Annotated in this window: 14 protein-coding genes, 1 tRNA gene and 1 pseudogene; 14 read left to right on the top strand and 2 right to left on the bottom strand. The window is 56.2% G+C overall.

The annotated features are described in order from the left end of the window. Positions 1-3: 3 nt before the first annotated feature. Entirely contained in the window at positions 4-2,103 is a 2,100-nt protein-coding gene (locus GKG34_RS11425; RefSeq protein WP_044953801.1) for an MMPL family transporter, read from the bottom strand. A gap of 249 nt (positions 2,104-2,352) precedes the next feature. Here GKG34_RS11425 and GKG34_RS11420 point away from each other — a divergent pair, with 249 nt between their 5' ends. The 14 genes and pseudogenes from GKG34_RS11420 (at position 2,353) to GKG34_RS11355 (ending at position 16,951) form a co-directional block, all read left to right on the top strand. Next, positions 2,353-2,955 carry a TetR/AcrR family transcriptional regulator gene (locus GKG34_RS11420; protein WP_005942961.1) on the top strand — a complete coding sequence of 201 codons (603 nt, stop codon included), beginning with the start codon at positions 2,353-2,355 and terminating at the stop codon, positions 2,953-2,955. A 67-nt stretch (positions 2,956-3,022) separates the two neighbouring features. Continuing rightward, a tRNA-Val gene (locus GKG34_RS11415) sits at positions 3,023-3,098 on the top strand. 379 nt (positions 3,099-3,477) lie between these two features. Next, the gene (locus tag GKG34_RS11410; RefSeq protein WP_154256266.1) at positions 3,478-3,861 is read left to right on the top strand and encodes a hypothetical protein; all 384 of its coding nucleotides are present in this window, start codon (positions 3,478-3,480) and stop codon (positions 3,859-3,861) included. 243 nt (positions 3,862-4,104) lie between these two features. Continuing rightward, positions 4,105-4,433, top strand: a pseudogene (locus tag GKG34_RS11405) (recombinase family protein); the annotation flags it as partial. Between the two features lie 62 nt (positions 4,434-4,495). After that, the gene (locus GKG34_RS11400) at positions 4,496-5,989 is read left to right on the top strand and encodes a recombinase family protein (protein ID WP_243139255.1); all 1,494 of its coding nucleotides are present in this window, start codon (positions 4,496-4,498) and stop codon (positions 5,987-5,989) included. Next, complete coding sequence (locus GKG34_RS11395) at positions 5,920-6,645, top strand: zinc ribbon domain-containing protein (RefSeq protein WP_243139254.1); 726 nt, start codon at positions 5,920-5,922, stop codon at positions 6,643-6,645. The genes GKG34_RS11400 and GKG34_RS11395 overlap by 70 nt, the downstream gene beginning before the upstream one ends. 216 nt (positions 6,646-6,861) lie before the next feature. Further along, complete coding sequence (locus GKG34_RS11390; protein ID WP_005342358.1) at positions 6,862-7,140, top strand: hypothetical protein; 279 nt, start codon at positions 6,862-6,864, stop codon at positions 7,138-7,140. A 136-nt stretch (positions 7,141-7,276) separates the two neighbouring features. Then, positions 7,277-7,558, top strand: coding sequence for a type II toxin-antitoxin system prevent-host-death family antitoxin (locus tag GKG34_RS11385; RefSeq protein ID WP_005935267.1), 282 nt, complete (start codon positions 7,277-7,279; stop codon positions 7,556-7,558). Continuing rightward, on the top strand, positions 7,548-7,844 hold the full coding sequence (locus GKG34_RS11380) for a type II toxin-antitoxin system RelE/ParE family toxin (protein WP_005942795.1): 297 nt from the start codon (positions 7,548-7,550) through the stop codon (positions 7,842-7,844). Before GKG34_RS11385 ends, GKG34_RS11380 begins: the two co-directional genes overlap by 11 nt. A gap of 215 nt (positions 7,845-8,059) precedes the next feature. Then, a complete protein-coding gene (locus GKG34_RS11375) occupies positions 8,060-8,770 on the top strand; it encodes a LytTR family DNA-binding domain-containing protein (RefSeq protein WP_005942793.1) in 711 nt (236 codons plus the stop codon). Then, a complete protein-coding gene (locus GKG34_RS16145; RefSeq protein ID WP_005942791.1) occupies positions 8,767-10,050 on the top strand; it encodes a GHKL domain-containing protein in 1,284 nt (427 codons plus the stop codon). The genes GKG34_RS11375 and GKG34_RS16145 overlap by 4 nt, the downstream gene beginning before the upstream one ends. A 262-nt stretch (positions 10,051-10,312) precedes the next feature. Next, the gene (locus GKG34_RS11365; RefSeq protein ID WP_005942787.1) at positions 10,313-12,232 is read left to right on the top strand and encodes a glycoside hydrolase family 2 TIM barrel-domain containing protein; all 1,920 of its coding nucleotides are present in this window, start codon (positions 10,313-10,315) and stop codon (positions 12,230-12,232) included. 53 nt (positions 12,233-12,285) lie between these two features. Beyond that, a complete protein-coding gene (locus tag GKG34_RS11360; RefSeq protein ID WP_005942785.1) occupies positions 12,286-15,288 on the top strand; it encodes a glycoside hydrolase family 3 protein in 3,003 nt (1,000 codons plus the stop codon). Between the two features lie 97 nt (positions 15,289-15,385). Beyond that, positions 15,386-16,951 carry an MFS transporter gene (locus GKG34_RS11355; protein ID WP_044953778.1) on the top strand — a complete coding sequence of 522 codons (1,566 nt, stop codon included), beginning with the start codon at positions 15,386-15,388 and terminating at the stop codon, positions 16,949-16,951. 251 nt (positions 16,952-17,202) lie between these two features. Here the strand turns inward: GKG34_RS11355 and asnA are convergent, their stop codons facing one another. Then, positions 17,203-18,216 (bottom strand): aspartate--ammonia ligase, encoded by a 1,014-nt coding sequence (gene asnA / locus GKG34_RS11350; protein WP_005942692.1) that lies wholly within the window; start codon positions 18,214-18,216, stop codon positions 17,203-17,205. Positions 18,217-18,464 lie beyond the last annotated feature (248 nt).

The following is an 18,464-nucleotide window of genomic DNA, read 5'->3' as shown; positions in this document are numbered from 1 at the left end:
TAATTACTCCTTTTCAGACTTCTTGGCGTTGGCGGATTCGGGTACCATCCACTTGAGGGTGGTGTGACGGATGATCCAGTCGCACAGCATCAGGGCTGCGGGCAGCATCACCAGAATGACCACCATGCTGATCAGTGCGCCGCGGGAGATCAGCAGGCAGATGCTCTTCAGCAGCTCCATCTTACTGATGGCAGCCACACCGACGGTGGCGGCAAAGAAGGTCAGGCCGCTGGTCAGGATGGACTGGCTGCAGTGCTCCAGCGACTGCTGGGCGGCTTCCTTCGGGGTGCGGCCAAAGGCGCGCTCCTCGTGGTAACGGGTGGTCATCAGGATGGAGTAGTCCACGGTAGCACCCAGCTGGATGGTGCCGATGACGATGCTTGCAATGAAGGGCAGCTGCGTACCGGTGAAGTACGGGATGCCCATGTTGATGGCGATGGCGGCTTCAATGCTGGCCACCAGCAGCGCCGGGATGGAAATGCTCTTGAAGGAAACGGCGATGATGACCAGAACGGCCATGATGGACCAGACGTTGACGTTCTTGAAGTCCACATCTGCCACTTCGATCAGGTCCTTGGTCATGGCACCCTCACCGGTGATGACGCCCTCGGGGTCAACGGTCTTGATGAGGGAAATCATCTCGTCCAGCTGGTTGTTGATGGCATCCGTGCCGGTCTTATAGGAGCTGTTGGCAAGGATCAGCTTGTAGCCGCCGGACTGCAGGATCTCCATGATGCTGTCGGGCAGCAGCTCGGTCTGGAAGCCCGGGCCGGTGATGGAATCCAGACTCACCACCTGCGTAATGCCGTCCACATCCTTGAGTTCATCACACAGGTCGCTCACCTCGGTGGCGGTCAGGTCGTCATGCACCAGAATAAAGTGGCTGGTGGTCATGCCGAAGTCCTCGCCCAGCTTGTTGGTGCCCACGATGCCGGTCAGGTCCTGCGGCAGGGAGTCGAACAGAGTGTAGTAGACCTCGGTCTTGTTCTGTGCGATGGCAAAGGGGATGAGGATGAGGATAAAGATAACCACGATGGGCACCGAGTGATTGGAAACAAAGTAGCTGAGCTTTTTCAGCTTGGGGATCACGGTGCGGTGCTTGTACTTTTCCACCCATTTATCAAAGGTAAGGATCAGGGAGGGCAGGATGACCACGGTGCAGATAACGCCGAGGGCAACGCCCTTTGCCATGACAAGGCCGATATCGCGGCCCAGCGTCAGACGCATGGCACACAGTGCCAGGAAGCCTGCAATGGTGGTCAGGCTGGAAGCGGAGATGGAGGTCATGGTCTTGCAGATGGCGCTGGTCATGGCCTCCTCGTTGGAAGAGCGCAGCTCCTTTTCTTCCTGATAGCGGTGCAGCAGGAAGATGGAGAAGTCCATCGTAACACCCAGCTGCAGCACGGTGGCCAGTGCTTCGGTGATGTAGCTGATCTGGCCCAGAAAGATGTTGGTGCCGAAGTTGTACGCAATGGGGAACAAAAGACCCAGCATGAACAGCAGCGGGGTGATGGTGCTTTCCAGCGAAAGGAACAGCACCAGAAGGCTGGCACCCACGGCGATCAGGATGTACATGGGCATTTCCTGATTGACCAGTGCCTTGGTGTCCTGCAGGATAACGCTCATACCGCCGAAGAAGCAGTCCTTGCGCAGCAGCTTTTCGATCTGAGCGACGGCTTCCATGGTCTCGTCGCTGGCGCTGGGGGCGTCAAAGCGGACGATCAGCATGGTGGAATCGTTTTTGCCGAACATGAACTGCTGTACATCGGCGGGCAGCATCTCGGTGGGGATGCTGGGGTCGATCACATCGCTGAGCCAGAAGGTCTGGGTCACGCCGGGAACAGCCTCGATGTCCTTCTTCATGGCGATCAGTTCGTTTGTGGGTAAGCCTTCTACCGTGATCATACCGGTGGAGGCCAGATGGAAATCGTCCTCAAGGGCTACCTCGCCGATCATGGAGTCCAGATCCTGCGGCAGGTAGGTGAGGATGTCATAGTTGATGCGGGTAGCAATTGCGCCGATTGCGGAAGGGATCAACAGCAGGAATGCTACTGTCAGGATCAGCTTGCGCAGCCGCACAATGCCCTGTGCGATCTTTTTCATGAGAACCCTCCATAGAAAATGGTTAAAAATCTTAGTAAAATGACCGGTGGTCATTTCCAAGCAAACACTATTATAACCATGACAAACCGGGTGTCAAGTACAAAAATGACCAGAAGTCAGTTTTCTTATCAACTGCCTGAAATTGTATAGCTTTTTTGACTTGCACTATCGGAAAAGGACTGCTAAAATGATTGAGACAACACAAATGAGCGAATGAAACCGAGCGGAAAAGAGGAATCGTCAGGGAATATGGGTACCGTGGAGGGCAAAAAGCAGGAGAAGCGCCGGGCACTGCTGGAGGCAGCCTATGATCTGTTTCTGGAGCGAGGTGCCGCAAAAACCAGCGTAGAGGACATCACCAGCCGGGCCAAGGTGGCCAAGGGCACCTTTTACCTGTATTTTCAGGATAAGGGTGCGGTGATGCAGGCGCTGCTGGGCCGGGTGAGCTACCAGCTGCTGAGCGACGCGTGCGAAGCGGTGGAAAAGCAGACAGAGCTCGAAAACTTCCCGGACAAGATGGTGGCGGTGATCGACCACATCATCGAAGCACTGCGGAAGGATACGCTGGTGCTCAAGTTTCTGGAGCACAACTTCATATGGCCGGGGCTGGATCAGATCGAGGCCAGCCGCGAAGCCGAGCCGCTGATGCGCAAGCTGCTGAATGTGGTGCTGACCAGCCCGGAAATGGCCGGCCGCACTGAGCGGGAGATCTACCAACGCATCACGGCACTGGGCAGCATGTGCATGTCAGTGTGCTATTCCAGCGTGCTGGAGGGCAAACCCGATGATATTGAAGCCATGAAGCCGGTGCTGTACGATATCGTCCGCAGGTCGCTGAAGGCGGAAAAATAAAAAATCACAGAAAAGTATTGCTTTTTTGCACAGGCTGTGGTAAACTATTCAAGTCGATATGACTTATGGACGGTTAGCTCAGCTGGTAGAGCATCTGCTTGACGTGCAGGAGGTCACAGGTTCGAGTCCTGTACCGTCCACCATACAGTTCGTACTCGAACCCGATTCTTTATGAAAAAGGGTTCGGGTACGTTTTTTGTTTACAGGAAGTTCTGCGGAGGGAGTACGTAGAACGGTAAGCAGGAGCAAGTAAAGGCAGGGTATCACCATGGCGGTGGTGCCCTGCCTTTTTGCTTTGTATTTCCCTATATTGCGCTTTTCGGACTAATCGCTGCGTACGTCCGTACATGGTCGGTACGCACGTACGCAGGAAAAAGGGCAGGGTCTGATATATAACAGTAGTCTTTTATTGTGTAATATGATATACTCAAGTCAACATAACAATTGTGAACGAGCGCAATTTCAAATGGACATCAATCGTATTTTAAGTGAACGAGCTATCTAAAAAAGGAGGTATTTGCTATGAAAAAAACGTCGAACATTTGGGTTCGCAGAGGTCTTTTGCTTCACCGTTTGCATGGACAGGAATTGGCATTAGCTCTCCTATTAAAGCAAAAACCGATGTCTGCTCCACAAATTTACTCGTCCCTTTTGGAAAAAGAAATACGCTTTGACCGCAAGAAGATTGGAAAACTTTTGGCAGACCTTGAATGGTGGGGAGTTGTCTCTAACGATAGTGGTGTATATAGCTGCCAATGTGCTGTGCTGGATAACTGTCAAGAGAGCTATAACGAGAGCCAGTTGATTGATTTGATTGGGTTGACTCAAAACACTGTGAATGGCCAATCTTTTTATAGTTCTATACCTCCGATGAGCGTCAGTTCTCGTGGACCCAGTGGTGCATAATTGTGTGATTTCCAAATAGTAAGAAGCAGGGTTTGGGGCAGGCACGCCCCAACAAGAAGCTGTCCCAAAGGGGCAAGAATTTTCAAGAATTGAAAATTTGTGGCCACGGGACGGTTCTTGCTCTCACCTTTTTCGCTGCGTTTCGCAATTTTCACATTTCAATCTGCTCGCAGATTGTTGACAAGCTGCGCTTGACCCGATACTATAAAGGCAACCCGAACACGCTGCCAAGGAGGTGCAACCATGACCGCCGTAATCTACGCCCGCTATTCATCCGACAGCCAGCGCGAAGCGTCCATTGAGGGACAGCTGCGCGACTGTAAGGACTACGCCGAGAAGAACGGCATCACCGTGGTCGGCACCTACATTGACCGTGCCTACTCTGCCAAAACGGATGATCGCCCAGACTTTCAGCGGATGATCAAGGATAGCGGAAAGAAAATCTTCGATGTGGTTCTGGTCTGGAAACTGGACCGCTTTGCCCGGAACCGCTACGATGCCGTGAACTACAAGTACCAGCTGGAAAAGAACGGTGTCCATCTGGTGTCTGCCATGGAACCCATCTCGCAGGGNAAGCTGCGCTTGACCCGATACTATAAAGGCAACCCGAACACGCTGCCAAGGAGGTGCAACCATGACCGCCGTGATCTACGCCCGCTATTCATCCGACAGCCAGCGAGAAGCGTCCATTGAAGGACAGCTGCGCGACTGCAAGGACTACGCCGAGAAGAACGGCATCACTGTGGTCGGCACCTACATTGACCGTGCCTACTCTGCCAAAACGGATGACCGCCCGGACTTCCAGCGGATGATAAAGGACAGCGCGAAGAAAATCTTCGATGTGGTTCTGGTCTGGAAGCTCGACCGCTTTGCACGGAATCGGTTCGATGCCGTGAACTACAAGTACCAGCTGGAAAAGAACGGTGTCCATCTGGTGTCTGTCATGGAACCCATCTCGCAGGGACCTGAAGGAATTATGGTGGAAAGTATGCTGATTGGCATGGCGGAATACTATTCCGCCGAGCTCGCCCTGAAAGTGGCGCGCGGTGAGCGCGAAAACGCCCTCCAGTGCAAGTACAACGGCGGTATGGTGCCGCTGGGCTTCACCATTGGCAAGGAGGACAGGCTGTACCATATCGACCCGGAGACGGCTCCCATCGTGCAGGAGATCTTCAGACGGTATGCCGACGGCGAACCGGCCGAGAAGATTGCAGCATCCCTGAACGAGCGCGGTCTGCGTACCCGCACCGGGAAGCCGTTCGTGAAGAACAGCTTCTTCCAGATCTTCCGCAACCGCCGCTACATCGGCGAATACCGATACAAGGACATTGTGACGCCGGGCGGCATCCCGGCTATTGTTGATCAGGACTTGTTCGACCGGGTGCAGCAGCGTTTCGAGCAAAACAGGATCGCCCACGGTCGGCCTGCAAAAGAGGATGTGAGCTATCTGCTGACCACCAAGCTGTTCTGTGGCAAGTGCGGCACCCTGATGGGCGGCGAAAGCGGCACCAGCCACATGGGGAACACCTACTATTATTACAAGTGCGGCAACGCCAAACGCCACGGCAAGGCGCATTGCGACCTGAAAGCCATCCGCAAGGAGCCGCTGGAACGGTTCGTGGTGGATACCGCCATTAAGGTGATTTTCAGCGATGAAATCATCGAACGGCTGATAGATTTGGTCATGGAAGCCCAGCAGAAGGAGAACACCCGGCTGCCTGTCCTGAAAGACCAGCTCAGGGACACAGAGAAGCGGCTGGCAAACCTTCTGGAAGCCATTGAACAGGGCATCCTGACCCCGACCACCAAGCAGCGTTTGGACGAGCTGGAAGCCAGGAAAGAAGCTCTGAACACCAGCATTCTGGAAGAAGAGCTGAAAAAGCCCGTCTTGACCCGTGAGTGGATTCGGTTCTGGCTTGAAAAATTCCGCAAGGGTGACGTGGGCAGCACGGAACACCAGCGGCAGATCATTGATACCTTTGTCAACTCGGTCTACGTCTTTGATGACCGGGTCGTACTCAACTTCAACTTCACGGACGATGCCAAGNCACCAGCCACATGGGAAACACCTACTATTACTACAAGTGCGGCAACGCCAAACGCCACGGCAAGGCGCACTGCGACCTGAAAGCCATCCGCAAGGAGCCGCTGGAACGGTTCGTGGTGGATACCGCCATTAAGGTGATTTTCAGCGATGAAATCATCGAACGGCTGATAGATTTGGTCATGGAAGCCCAGCAGAAGGAGAACACCCGGCTGCCTGTCCTGAAAGAGCAGCTCCGGGACACGGAGAAACGGCTGGCAAACCTTCTGGAAGCCATTGAACAGGGCATCCTGACCCCGACCACCAAGCAGCGGCTGGACGAACTGGAAGCCCGGAAAGAAGCCCTGAACACCAGCATTCTGGAGGAAGAGCTGAAAAAGCCCGTCCTGACCCGTGAGTGGATTCGGTTCTGGCTTGAAAAATTCCGCAAGGGTGACGTGGGCAGCACGGAACACCAGCGGCAGATCATTGATACCTTTGTCAACTCGGTCTACGTCTTTGATGACCGGGTCGTACTCAATTTCAACTTCACGGATGATGCCAAAACGGTCACCCGTGAGGAAGTGTTGGGTTCGAGTGCTGTGGACAATGCTCCACCAAAACAAGAGCCTCTGACTTTGGTCAGGGGCTTTTTTGTTGCGTCATCCACTAACCCACGTCGGAGCCGGACGGTACAGGACTCGAACAGGGCGGCCACGCCGCAGGCGGGGCAACAAACACCCCAGTGGGGCTTTGATTAGTGCGCGGTTCCCAACGCATAGGAATGTCTACCAAGAAAGATGCCGCCAGATCATTCGGTCTGAGGATTTTTTTCGTGGTGGCGGTACAGGACGAGAACCGGGACAAGCAAAGGCAGGGTATCACCATGAGGGCGATATCCTGCCTTTTGATATTCTTAACAAGGCGTGGTATACTCGGCTCAGTTCGACAACTCGGAATTTGAAGGAGTGTTAAATATGAAATTCCCATTTTATGACGCACCAAATACAGCTACAATAACCTGTTGCCACATATTAGAGAATGGAGAACCTATTTTATATGTATCACATGATGAAGATGATGGAATGTGGCAATTTCTATGTGGAAAAGCACATGAAACAGACGAAGCAAAGTTAGTATCCTTAAAATCAGTATTCGACTTAGATAATTCTGTTGGTATTCTAAAGGATATGCCTTGCGGTTACTATGCTGAAAGAAAAGCTCAAGATGATGAATGGAGTGTTAGAAAACGGTAACTATTAGCTCGGTCAATTCCAGTTTGCCGTACTCGTTCTTAGCAGGGTTTGGGGCTCCGCACGCCCTAACAAGAATCATCAGCCTTGCGTCCGTAGTCATTTTGTGATACAATATTCCTGACAGGAGGTGCCCCGTATGATGCAGACGTTCGTTCGCCCTTCCCGGGATCTGCGCAACCATTACGCCGAAATTTCGGAAATGCTCAAAGACCACGACCATGTGATTATCACGAATCATGGCCGTGGGGAATCAGTTCTCATCAACATTGAGGACTACGCCAAGTACGAGGAGTTCTTGCACCAGCGGTATGTTGCCGAGGCACTTGCCAAGGCAAAGCAGCAGGCGGCTGACCCCGACACGCAATGGGCAGACCACGAAAGCGTATGGGAGACGCTGGGCAAGCAGTATGACGTATAAAATCAAATATCTGCCCCTTGCTGTACAGGACCTGAACGATATCGCCCGATATCTGTCTGGCTTTTACCCTAAAACAGCTAGCCGCGTACTGAAAGAGCTGCGGGAGAAGATCACAAAATTGGGCGATACCCCGAAAATGTGCGAGATCTACCGCCTCGACCCTGCTTACCGTAGGATGGTCGTTGACCAGTATCTTGTATTTTACCGCGTCAACGATGAAATAAAGACTGTGGAGGTCCACCGTGTGCTGCGAGGTGCGTGGAATCTGCCGCAGTATCTAGAATAAATCCAGGTTTGCCTGCCCTTGGCAATGCTCTGTCACAAAAGTCCTCAGACGGTTGTCTGGGGCTTTTTTGTTGCGCCATCCACTAACCCACGTCAGAGCAGGACGAGAACCGCACCTGTTTTCCCCACAAGGTTTTCCATTGCATTTCATAGAAAAGTGTGTTTCAATAAAAAGAGCCATACGGCGATCAGACGCAGTGAGAAGGTGGGTGCAGGATGTTCAAAATTGCGATCGTAGAGGATCAGGAAGAAACACGGGAAAGCCTGAACCGGTTCGTCCGGCAATATGCGCAGGAGCAGGGCCTGCAGGTGGAGATCAGTCTCATCACAGACGGTGCCGAGATCGCAGAGCACTATACGCCGGGGTTCGACATTATTTTTATGGACGTGGAGATGCCACGGCTGGACGGTTTTGGAGCGGCCGAAGCCATCCGGGCCGTGGATGCGGATGTGGTGCTGGTCTTTGTGACCAACATGGCACAGTATGCCATCCGGGGCTACGAGGTGGATGCACTGGATTATGTGCTGAAGCCGGTGAACTATTATCAGTTCTGCACCAAGCTTTCCCGCGCCATCCAGCGGGTGCAGCGGCGCAGAGGCGGGCAGGTGGTGCTGCAGCTGGCGGGCGGCGGCATCCAGCTGCTGGACACCGCTGATATCTATTATCTGGAGACCCACAGCCGGATGCTGTACTACCACACCTCTAAAGGCGAGTTCGCGGCACGCGCCAGCCTGCAAAGTGCCGAAAAGCAGCTTGCCGAGTATCATTTTGTCCGCTGCAACCAATGCTATCTGGTCAATCTGGCCTACGTCAAGGGCATTGAAAACGACTTTGCCCTTGTGAAAAACGACCGGCTGGAGATCAGCCGACGGCAGCGCACGGCCTTTCTTACCGCAGTAGCGTCCTACATGGGAGGTGTGCTGTGACCACATCGCTGCTGAACAGCCTGCTCCGGGCGCTGCTGCGCTGGGGCGCGGCGCTGGTCTTTTGTCTGCCTTTGCGGCATCGCACCCATTTCTGGGCGCGCGCCTGCGGGATGCTGCTCCCGCTGCTTTTGCTGGCGCAGCTGCTGGACCCTCTGGCACAGTCCACAACACTGTGGCAGCAGCAGCTCCTGCTGCTGGTGCTTTACATCTCCTTTTTTGCGCTGCTGGGCGGGATGATCTATCTGTGTACGGATATCAATAAAAAAGGTGCCCTGTACTGCGCAGTATGGAGCCTGCTCATCGCGCAGTGCGCTTACGAGAGCTGGTGCTTTCTGGAGCTGCAGTTTACCCGGTATGGACACCCGCTGAATATGGCTTCCCCTTGGGCGGTTCTGGTACAGCTGCTGTCCGGGGCGGTATTCTTTGCGGCGGTGTACATCCTGCTGGCACGGCAGCTTCCTTATAAAGGAGAATACAACATCGGGCCTCGGCAGCTGTTCAGCGCGTTCTTCATTGGCATCCTGTTCATGGTGCAGGCCGCCGTGCTGGACAATGCCCGCGCCGAACAGACTCCGCTGAGTCTTACCGTTACCATTCTGATCGGGCAGTTCTATTTTATCACCCTGCTGTATTTTCAGAGTGAGCTGTTCAAGAAGTCTGCCATGGAAAAAGAGATGAGTGAACTGAATCTGCTGTACGAGCGTCAGCGTCAGCAGTATCAGGTGGCCCGGCAGAACGTGCAGATCATCAACAAGCGCTGCCATGAGCTGAAGGTGCAGATCGCCAATCTCCGCAAGCTGTCGCCCGAAGAGGTACCACAGGAGCGCATTGATGAGGCCGAGCGCGCAGCCCGCCTGTATGACGCGAACCGCAACACCGGCAACGAGGTGCTGGATGTGGTGCTGACCGAGAAGAGCCTGCTGTGCGAGTCCCGGGGCATCCAGCTGAATGCCGTGGCAAACGGCAGCTGTCTGGGCTTTTTTGAAGCGGGGGATCTGTACGCATTGTTTGCCAATGCGCTGGATCACGCCGTGGAAAGCGCCGTGCAGGTCTCCCGGCCGGAGTGCAGGGTCATCGATCTGCTGGTCTGTGTGCGGCAGGGTTTTGTGGTGGTGAACATCATCAGCCCGCTGCGCCCGCCGGAACAGCAGGCAAGCCGCTCTGCACAATACGAGCTGAAGGTGATCCGGCGCATCGTGCAGAAGTACAAAGGTACTTTGACCTTGGAAGAGCAGGGCGAGTTTTTTGCGGAAAAGATCATCTTTCCGCTGCAAAAATAAGTTAAGAAAACGGCAGCCGCCGCAGAAGTTCCGGAAACGGAAGGACTGCGGCGGTTTTCTTTTTGCGACTTGTTGGATACATCTGCTTGTGAAAAACTTACAAATATATCAGTTTACATTTGGCAGTCCAAAACCGAATGCGCACGCAAAACGACCGATTTTCGCACGCATCTTGCGAAATACGGCCACTCTGATAAAATAATGACAAAGAGCAAAAAAACGAAAAAAATCACTGTACCACAGCAAAAACAGGAGGAATCGGATGCGTAGTATTGCAAAGCTCATGAAGGACTGGCAGTTTACCGGCCCGAACGGCGTTACCACCGCCGTAGAGCTGCCCCATACATGGAACGCCAGGGACGGTCAGGACGGCGGCAACGATTACTGGCGGGGCTGCTGCACCTACTGCACCCGCTTTGCAGCACCGGTGTACGACCCGGCACAGCAGCAGGTATGGCTGCAATTTGAGGGCGTCAACGCCAGCGCCGCCGTGCTGCTGAACGGTCAGCAGCTCTGCACCCATGACGGCGGCTACTCCACCTTCCGGGCAGAGGTCACGGAGCTGCTGCAGGCAGAGAACCAGCTCACGGTGCGGGTGGACAACAGCGTCAACGACCGCGTTTACCCCCAGAAAGCAGACTTCACCTTCTACGGCGGCATCTACCGGGATGTGAGCCTGCTGGTGGTGAACAAAAACCACATTGCGCTGGGACATTTTGGCGATACCGGCGTGAAGATCACCCCGGCCCTGCAGGAGAACAGCGCCGACATCCGGGTGGAAACGCTGGTGGAAGGCAGCGGCACCGTGACGGTGGAGCTGCTGGATGCTGAGGGCCGCACCGCTGCAAAGGGCGAAGGCGAAAATACTTTCCTCCATCTGGATGCTCCCCACCTGTGGAACGGCGTGAAGGACCCCTACCTGTACACCTGTGTGGTTCGTTTGCTGCAGGACGGCAAGCCGGTGGATGAAGTGACCACCAAGGTGGGCCTGCGCAGCTTCTCTGTAGACCCAAAGAAGGGCTTTTTCCTCAACGGCAGGCCCTATCCCCTTCACGGTGTGTCCCGCCATCAGGACCGCAAGGGTCTGGGCAACGCCATCACCCGGGAGATGCATGATGAGGACATGGCGCTGATCCGGGAGCTGGGTGCAAACACCGTCCGGCTGGCGCACTACCAGCACGACCAGTATTTCTACGACCTGTGCGACCAGTACGGCATGGTGGTCTGGGCAGAGATTCCCTACATTTCCGAGCATCTGCCCAATGGCCGGGAAAATACCATCAGCCAGATGAAGGAGCTCATCCACCAGAACTACAACCACCCCTCCATCGTCTGCTGGGGTGTGTCCAACGAGATCACTATTTCCACCAAGGACAAGGCGGATATGCTGGACAACCATCGGGTGCTCAACGAACTGTGCCACAAGATGGATTCCACCCGCCTGACCACGCTGGCCTGCTACGCCATGTGCGGCCCCTTCAACCCGGTGGCACACATCACCGATCTGGTCAGCTGGAACCTGTATCTGGGCTGGTATGTGCCGGGGCTGTTCCTGAATGACCTGTGGATAGACTTTTTCCATCTGGTATACCCCAACCGTCCGCTGGGCTTTTCCGAGTACGGTGCCGAGGGCATGCCCAACCTCCACAGTGCCCACCCCCGCCGGGGCGACCACACCGAGGAATATCAGGCCAAGTACCACGAGTATATGCTGAAGTGCTTTGATCGCCACCCGTGGCTGTGGGCGACCCATGTGTGGAACATGTTCGATTTTGCAGCCGATGCCCGGGATCAGGGCGGCGAGCCGGGCATGAACCACAAGGGTCTTGTCACCTTTGACCGAAAGACCAAAAAGGACAGCTTCTACCTCTATAAAGCATGGTGGAGTGAGGAAAACTTCGTCCACATCTGCTCCAAGCGGTTCACCGACCGCACCGAGAAGGAGATCGAGGTCAAGGTCTACTCCAACCAGAACTCCGTCGCCCTGTATGCGGACGGCAAAAAGCTGGCAGAGCAGACCGGCGAGCACATCTTCAGGTTCCGCGTGCCGCTGCATGGCAAGGTGGAGCTGAAGGCGGTTGCAGGCGACTGCATCGACACCGCATCCTTCCGCAGTGTGGCAGAGCCGAACCCCAGCTACAAGCTGGTGAAAACCAAGTCCAAGAGTGCGAACTGGGTATAAACAAGGACATTCCGCTGTCTGGCGGTTGTTATACATGAAAAGGAGGAGAACCAATGAATACCAAGAAACCCAAAGTACGTTTGTGGTCGGTACTCACTGCACTGACGGCGATCCTGACCATCGCCGCCATCGTGGGCAACATGATCGCAAATCAGTACGCCACCACCCTGAACGTTGCTCTGAATGCATCGACCTATAAGATCATCAAGGGCGACACTACGGAAGATACCGAATACTTCAAAGCGGGCTTTACTTCCGACGAAGAGCGCGAGGCTTACGAAGCAGAGCTGTGCGCCACCGTTGAGGCCGAGGGCGCTGCCCTGCTGAAGAATGACAACGCTGCCCTGCCGCTGGCAGGCAGCGCCAAGGTCAGCCTGTTCGGCCATGGCTCTGTGGACCTGATGTACGGCGGCACCGGCTCCGGTTCCGTGGATACCAGCAAGGCCCCCAACCTGAAGGAAGCACTGGAAGCTCAGGGCATTCAGGTCAACCAGACGCTGTGGGATCTGTACAAGTCCGACAGCATGATGACGAATTACAGCCGCGTTACCCCGGCTTCCATCTCGGATACGCTGGAAGCAAACACCCAGTACGCTGTCAATGAAGCTCCGTGGAGCGCACTGTCCAGCGCCGAGAGCAGCTTTGCCGAGTACGGCGATGCTGCCATCGTGGTGTTCTCCCGCTCCGGCGGTGAGGGTGCAGACCTGCCCAGCGGCACCAACGGCACCAACGACAGCTGGATCTCCGGTTCCGAGGGCAGCGGCAACTATCTGGAGCTGTCTGCTGAAGAGATCGAGCTGCTGAAGAACCTGAAGGCACTGAAGGACAACGGCACCTTCAAGTCCATCGTCGTCCTGATCAACAGCTCCAACGCACTGGAAATGGACTTCCTCAACCCTGCCATCTGCGGCGAGGACTACGGCATTGATGCCGCCATGTGGATCGGTGATGTGGGCCAGACCGGCATCAACGGTGTGGGCCAGCTGCTCGCCGGCACTGTGACCCCCTCCGGCTCTCTGGTGGACACCTACCTGTACGACAATCTGGCAAACCCCGCCATGTACAACTTCTACACCCAGGCTTACCCCAACGCAGCAGAGTACAATCTGCTGACCGAGGGTGCGGATGTGCAGGGCATGTACAGCGTCTATCAGGAAGGCATCTATCTGGGCTACCGCTACTTCGAGACCCGTTACGAGGATGTGGTCATGGGCACTGCCAAGGCAGGTGACTATGACTGGGCCACCACCGTTGCCTATCCCTTCGGCTACGGCGACAGCTACACCACCTTCGCTTACAGCAACTTCAATGTGACCGAGTCTGACGACGCCTTCACCGTCACCCTGAAGGTCACCAACACCGGCAAGACCTATTCCGGCAAGGAGACCGTGCAGGTCTACTTCCAGTCTCCCTACACCGACTACGACAAGGCAAACGGCATCGAGAAGGCCGCTGCAGAGCTGTGCGGCTTTGCCAAGACCGATGTGCTGGCTCCCGGCGCTTCCGAGGATGTGACCATCACCGTGAAGAAGAGCGAGCTGCGCACCTACGACGCAAACAACGCCAAGACCTACATTCTGGATGCCGGTGACTACTACTTCACCGCTGCTACCGATTCTCACAACGCCGTCAATAACATCCTTGCTGCCAAGGGCTACACCGTGGCCGGCACCAATGGCCGCATGACCGAGGACGGCGATACTTCTCTGGTCTGGAAGTGGACCAACGAGGCACTGGATGCCACCACCTATGCAGCCAGCGCCAACGGCACTGCCATCACCAACCTGTTCGATGAGTCCGACCCCAACAAGAGCAGCGATGCTCCCGGCAGCGTGACCTGGATGAGCCGCTCCGACTGGACCGGCACGGTTCCCACCCAGCCTGCAGCCCTGACCGCCAACGAAACGCTGGCTGCAGATCTGGCCTTTACCCAGTACGACGGCACCGAGGCCGACAGCGTCGAGATGCCCACTCTGGGTGCCAAGAACGGCCTGACCCTCGCTTCCATGATCGGCAAGGACTTCGACGATCCCCAATGGGAGACCCTGCTGGATCAGCTGACCTTCGATGAGATGGTCAACACCATCACTCTGGGCTTCCACAACACTGCAGCGGCTGCCTCCATCGGCAAGACCGCTACCAAGGACGAGAACGGCCCGCAGGGCCTGACCGCTGCCCTGACCGGCGGTGCATCCGCCATGTGCTACACCTCCGAGGATGTCATGGCTGCCACCTTCAATGTGGACCTGATCAACGAAGTGGGCAAGTGCATCGGTGAGGACTGCCTTGCCATGGGTTACTCCGGTCTGTACGGCCCCGGCATCAACATGCACCGTACCGCCTACTCCGGCCGTAACTTCGAGTACTACGCCGAGGATCCCTTTGTGGCCGGCACCATCTGCGCTGCCGAGGTGCAGGGCATCCAGTCCAAGGGCGTGTATGTCTACCTGAAGCACGTTGCCCTGAACGACTCCGAGACCAGCCGCCGTGGTGTCAACACCTGGCTGAACGAGCAGACCGCCCGCGAGATCTATCTGGAAGTGGCCGATAAGGCCATCACGGATGGCGGCGCATGGTGCGTGATGACCGGCTTCAACCGCTGGGGCGCAACCTGGTGCGGTGCCAACTCCAACCTGCTGAACGGCTTCCTGCGTGAGGAGCTGGGCATGCGCGGCATGTGCATCACCGACTTCTCCGGCTCCAGCCAGTACATGGATCTGGTGGACGGCCTGATCGCCGGTTCCGACATCTGGGACAGCCCGATGCCCAAGATCCACACCACCAAGGCTGCTAACTACGAGAACGATGCCTACATCGTGACCCAGATGCGCAATGCAATGCATCACATCCTGTACACCGTGGTCAACTCCAACGCCATGAACGGCTGGTCTGCAAGCGATACGCTCAAGACCGTGCTGCCCTGGTGGCAGACTGCGATCTATGCACTGATCGCCGTGCTGGCTGTGCTGACCGTGCTGTGCGCATGGCAGCTGAGCAAGGCCCTCAAGCGCAAGAAGGAGCTGGCAGACACCGCTCCTGCTGTTGACCAGAAGTAATTCCGGTCTGCACGATCCCTGACCCAATGTTACGGCAGCCTGCCCCGAAGGCGGGGCGGGCTGCCGCTTTTTATCAAAGACAAAAGGAGAGACCGCAATGGGCGAACAAAAAACAACGGCGTCGAGTGTGAACCGCGCCAAAACCTACCAGCTGGTGCTGTTTCCGCTGAACAACGGCGCGACCAACGTGTACTATGTGCTGGTGCTTTCCTACATCGCGACCTTCGGCAGCAAGGTGCTGGCCCTGAGCATGCTGTTTGCTTCGGTGATGGTCACCGGCATGCGCCTGTTCGATGCCGTCACCGACCCCATCATTGGTGCCCTCATGGACCGCACCAACGGCAGGTTCGGCAAGTTCCGGCCCTTCATGGTCATCGGCAACCTCATCATGGCAGCAAGCATTCTGGTGCTGTACTGCCTCACCCCGCTCATCCCCGCCAGTGCCATGGGGCTGCGCTACGCTGCGTTCGTTGCCCTGTATGCCGTGTGGGTCATCGGCTACACCTTCCAGACCAGCTGCACCCGCTCCGGCCAGACCGTGCTGACCAATGACCCCAAGCAGCGCCCCCTGTTTACCATCTTCAACACGGTGGGCAGCCTGCTGGGCATGGGTGCCATGCAGTTCTTTGCCCCCATCCTTGCCAAGAACTATGAGGGCGGCTACGCTTCCGCCGGGTTCTTCCGCACGCTGGCTCCGGTGGGCATCGTCATCTCCATCCTGCTCACCCTGCTGGCTGTCATCGGCATCTGGGAGAAGGATCAGCCCAAGTACTTTGGCATCGGCGGCGAAAAGACCGAGAAGATCAAAGTGAGCGAGTACATCCAGATCATCAAGAACAACGATCCCATGCAGCGGCTGATGGTGGCCGGTGCGGGCTGCAAGCTGGCGCTTTCCATCGCCACCAACACCACCGTGCTGTGCATGCTGTACGGCTGCATGATGGGCAACTACGACGGCCTGTACCTGCCCATGATGGTGCTGGGCTATGTGTTCAGCGTGCCCTTCTTCCTGCTCACCGTCCGCACCAGCCAGAAGGAGGGCCAGAAGGCCAGCCTGATGAAGTACGTCAGCGTGGCGCTGGTGTGCTATGTGGGCGTGCTGGTGCTGCTGCTGCTCTGGGGCCGCGGCGATGCCTTCACACTGTCCATTCTGGGTGAGAACGGCCTTTCCATCAACCTGTACACCATCCTGTTCATCGCTTTCTTCGGCATCGGCTACGGTGCTTACTACGCCACCGCCGATATGCCCATCCCCATGGTGGCCGACTGCTCCGACTACGAGACCTACCGCAGCGGCAAGTATATCCCCGGCATCATGGGCACCCTGTTCAGTCTGGTGGACAAGCTGGTGTCCAGCCTGTCCGCTACCGTTGTGGGCATTGCGGTCAGCTTTGTGGGCCTGCAGAGCCTGCCCACCCAGTATGACCCCTACACCCCGGGCATGAACTGGGTGGTCATCGTGCTGTTCTGCATCATCCCCATGGTGGCATGGGCGGCTACCCTCATCGCCATGAAGGGCTACACCCTGACCGGTGCCAAGATGAAGGAGATCCAGGCTGTCAACGCCTGCCGCCGCGATGCAGTGGCTAAGGGCATGAAGCTGGAAGAAGCCATGGACAAGTGGCAGACCATGGATCAGCTGCCTGCGGAATACCGGAGCTGAGACGCTGTATGGAACTGAATACTGATCTCACCGGCGCAAGCGGCACGCTGCTGCCCACGCAGGGGGGCTGGCGTTCGAGTTCCTAATTCTCCACCACAAAAATCCTCAGACATTCGTCTGGGGATTTTTTGTTTTGTGGTGGTACAGGACTCGAACAATTTCTCCCCGGATACAGGCAGAAAACGAACAAAGGCAGGGTACCACCATGAGGGTGGCATCCTGCCTTTTGAATCTTTGTGTGGAAAACCTGCTTACAGCAGCGGGATGCCTGCCTTGGCGCAGGCTTCGCGGGTGGCTGCGTCCCAGACGCTGGCCTGCACTTCGCCAATGTGGGCGCTGCCCAGTAGCAGCATGCACAGGCGGCTCTGGCCGATGCCGCCGCCGATGGAGTAAGGCAGCTCACCGTTCAGTACGGCCTTGTGGAAGGGCAGGGCGCGGCGGTCGTCGCAGCCAGCCATGGTCAGCTGCTTGTCCATGCTTTCAGGGCTGACGCGGATGCCCATGCTGCTCAGCTCATAGCTGCACTGCAGCGGGTCGTTCCAGAACAGCAGATCGCCGTTCAGATCCCAGTCGTCATAGTCGGGGGCACGGCCGTCATGGGGCTTACCGCTCTTCAGCGGAGCGCCGATCTTCATCAGGAAGGTGGTGCCGTGCTCCTTCACAAAGGCGTTCTCACGCTCCTTTGGGGTCAGGTCCGGGTACTGGTCCTCCAGCTCCTGCGTGGTGATGAAGGTGACGTTGGGGCTGTGTAGCGGCAGCTCCTGCAGCTGGGGGAACATGGCGTGCAGGTTCATCTCGGTGGCGCAGACAGCGGACACGATGGAGCGCACCACGCTCTTGAGGTAAGCCTCGTTGCGGTCTTCCAGACGGATCACCTTTTCCCAGTCCCACTGGTCCACATAGATGGAGTGCAGGTTGTCCAGATCTTCGTCACGGCGGATAGCGTTCATATCGCAGTACAGGCCCTTGCCCACACGGAAATCGTAGTCCTTCAGGGCCTTGCGCTTCCACTTTGCCAGTGACTGCACCACCTGTGCCTCAATGCCGCTTTCCTTGATATCAAAGGTGACCTTGCGCTCGACACCGTTCAGGTCGTCGTTCAGACCGGTGGATGCTTCCAGAAACAGCGGAGCAGACACGCGGTACAGGTTCAGTGTGGCGCACAGGGTGTCGGCAAACAGACGCTTGACCGTACCAATGGCGCGCTGCGTGTCGTACAGGTTCAGCGCGGGCGTATAGTTTGCCGGGATGATGGTTTTGCTCATAACAAAAAACCCCTCTTCTGTTGGATTCTGGCCCTGATTTCCCAGTACAGGGCACGGCTTTTAAACCGAAAAATACTGGTTTCATTATGGCATATTTTTTTAAGAAAGTAAAGTGAGAAGGCAAAAAAAGAGACCGCCGGTAAGGCAGTCCCGTTTCCGCAGTGAGAAGGGCGGCTTTGCATCAGCCGAAAAGCCCCTTCAGCAGGATCAGCAGCACTTTTACAAACTCGCCGGTGCCCAGCAGCTTG

Source organism: Faecalibacterium sp. BIOML-A4 (genome assembly GCF_009679665.1).
Taxonomy (GTDB): domain Bacteria; phylum Bacillota; class Clostridia; order Oscillospirales; family Ruminococcaceae; genus Faecalibacterium; species Faecalibacterium taiwanense.
Note: the sequence above shows the minus strand (reverse complement) of the source record. Positions and strands in the feature narration are given on the sequence as shown.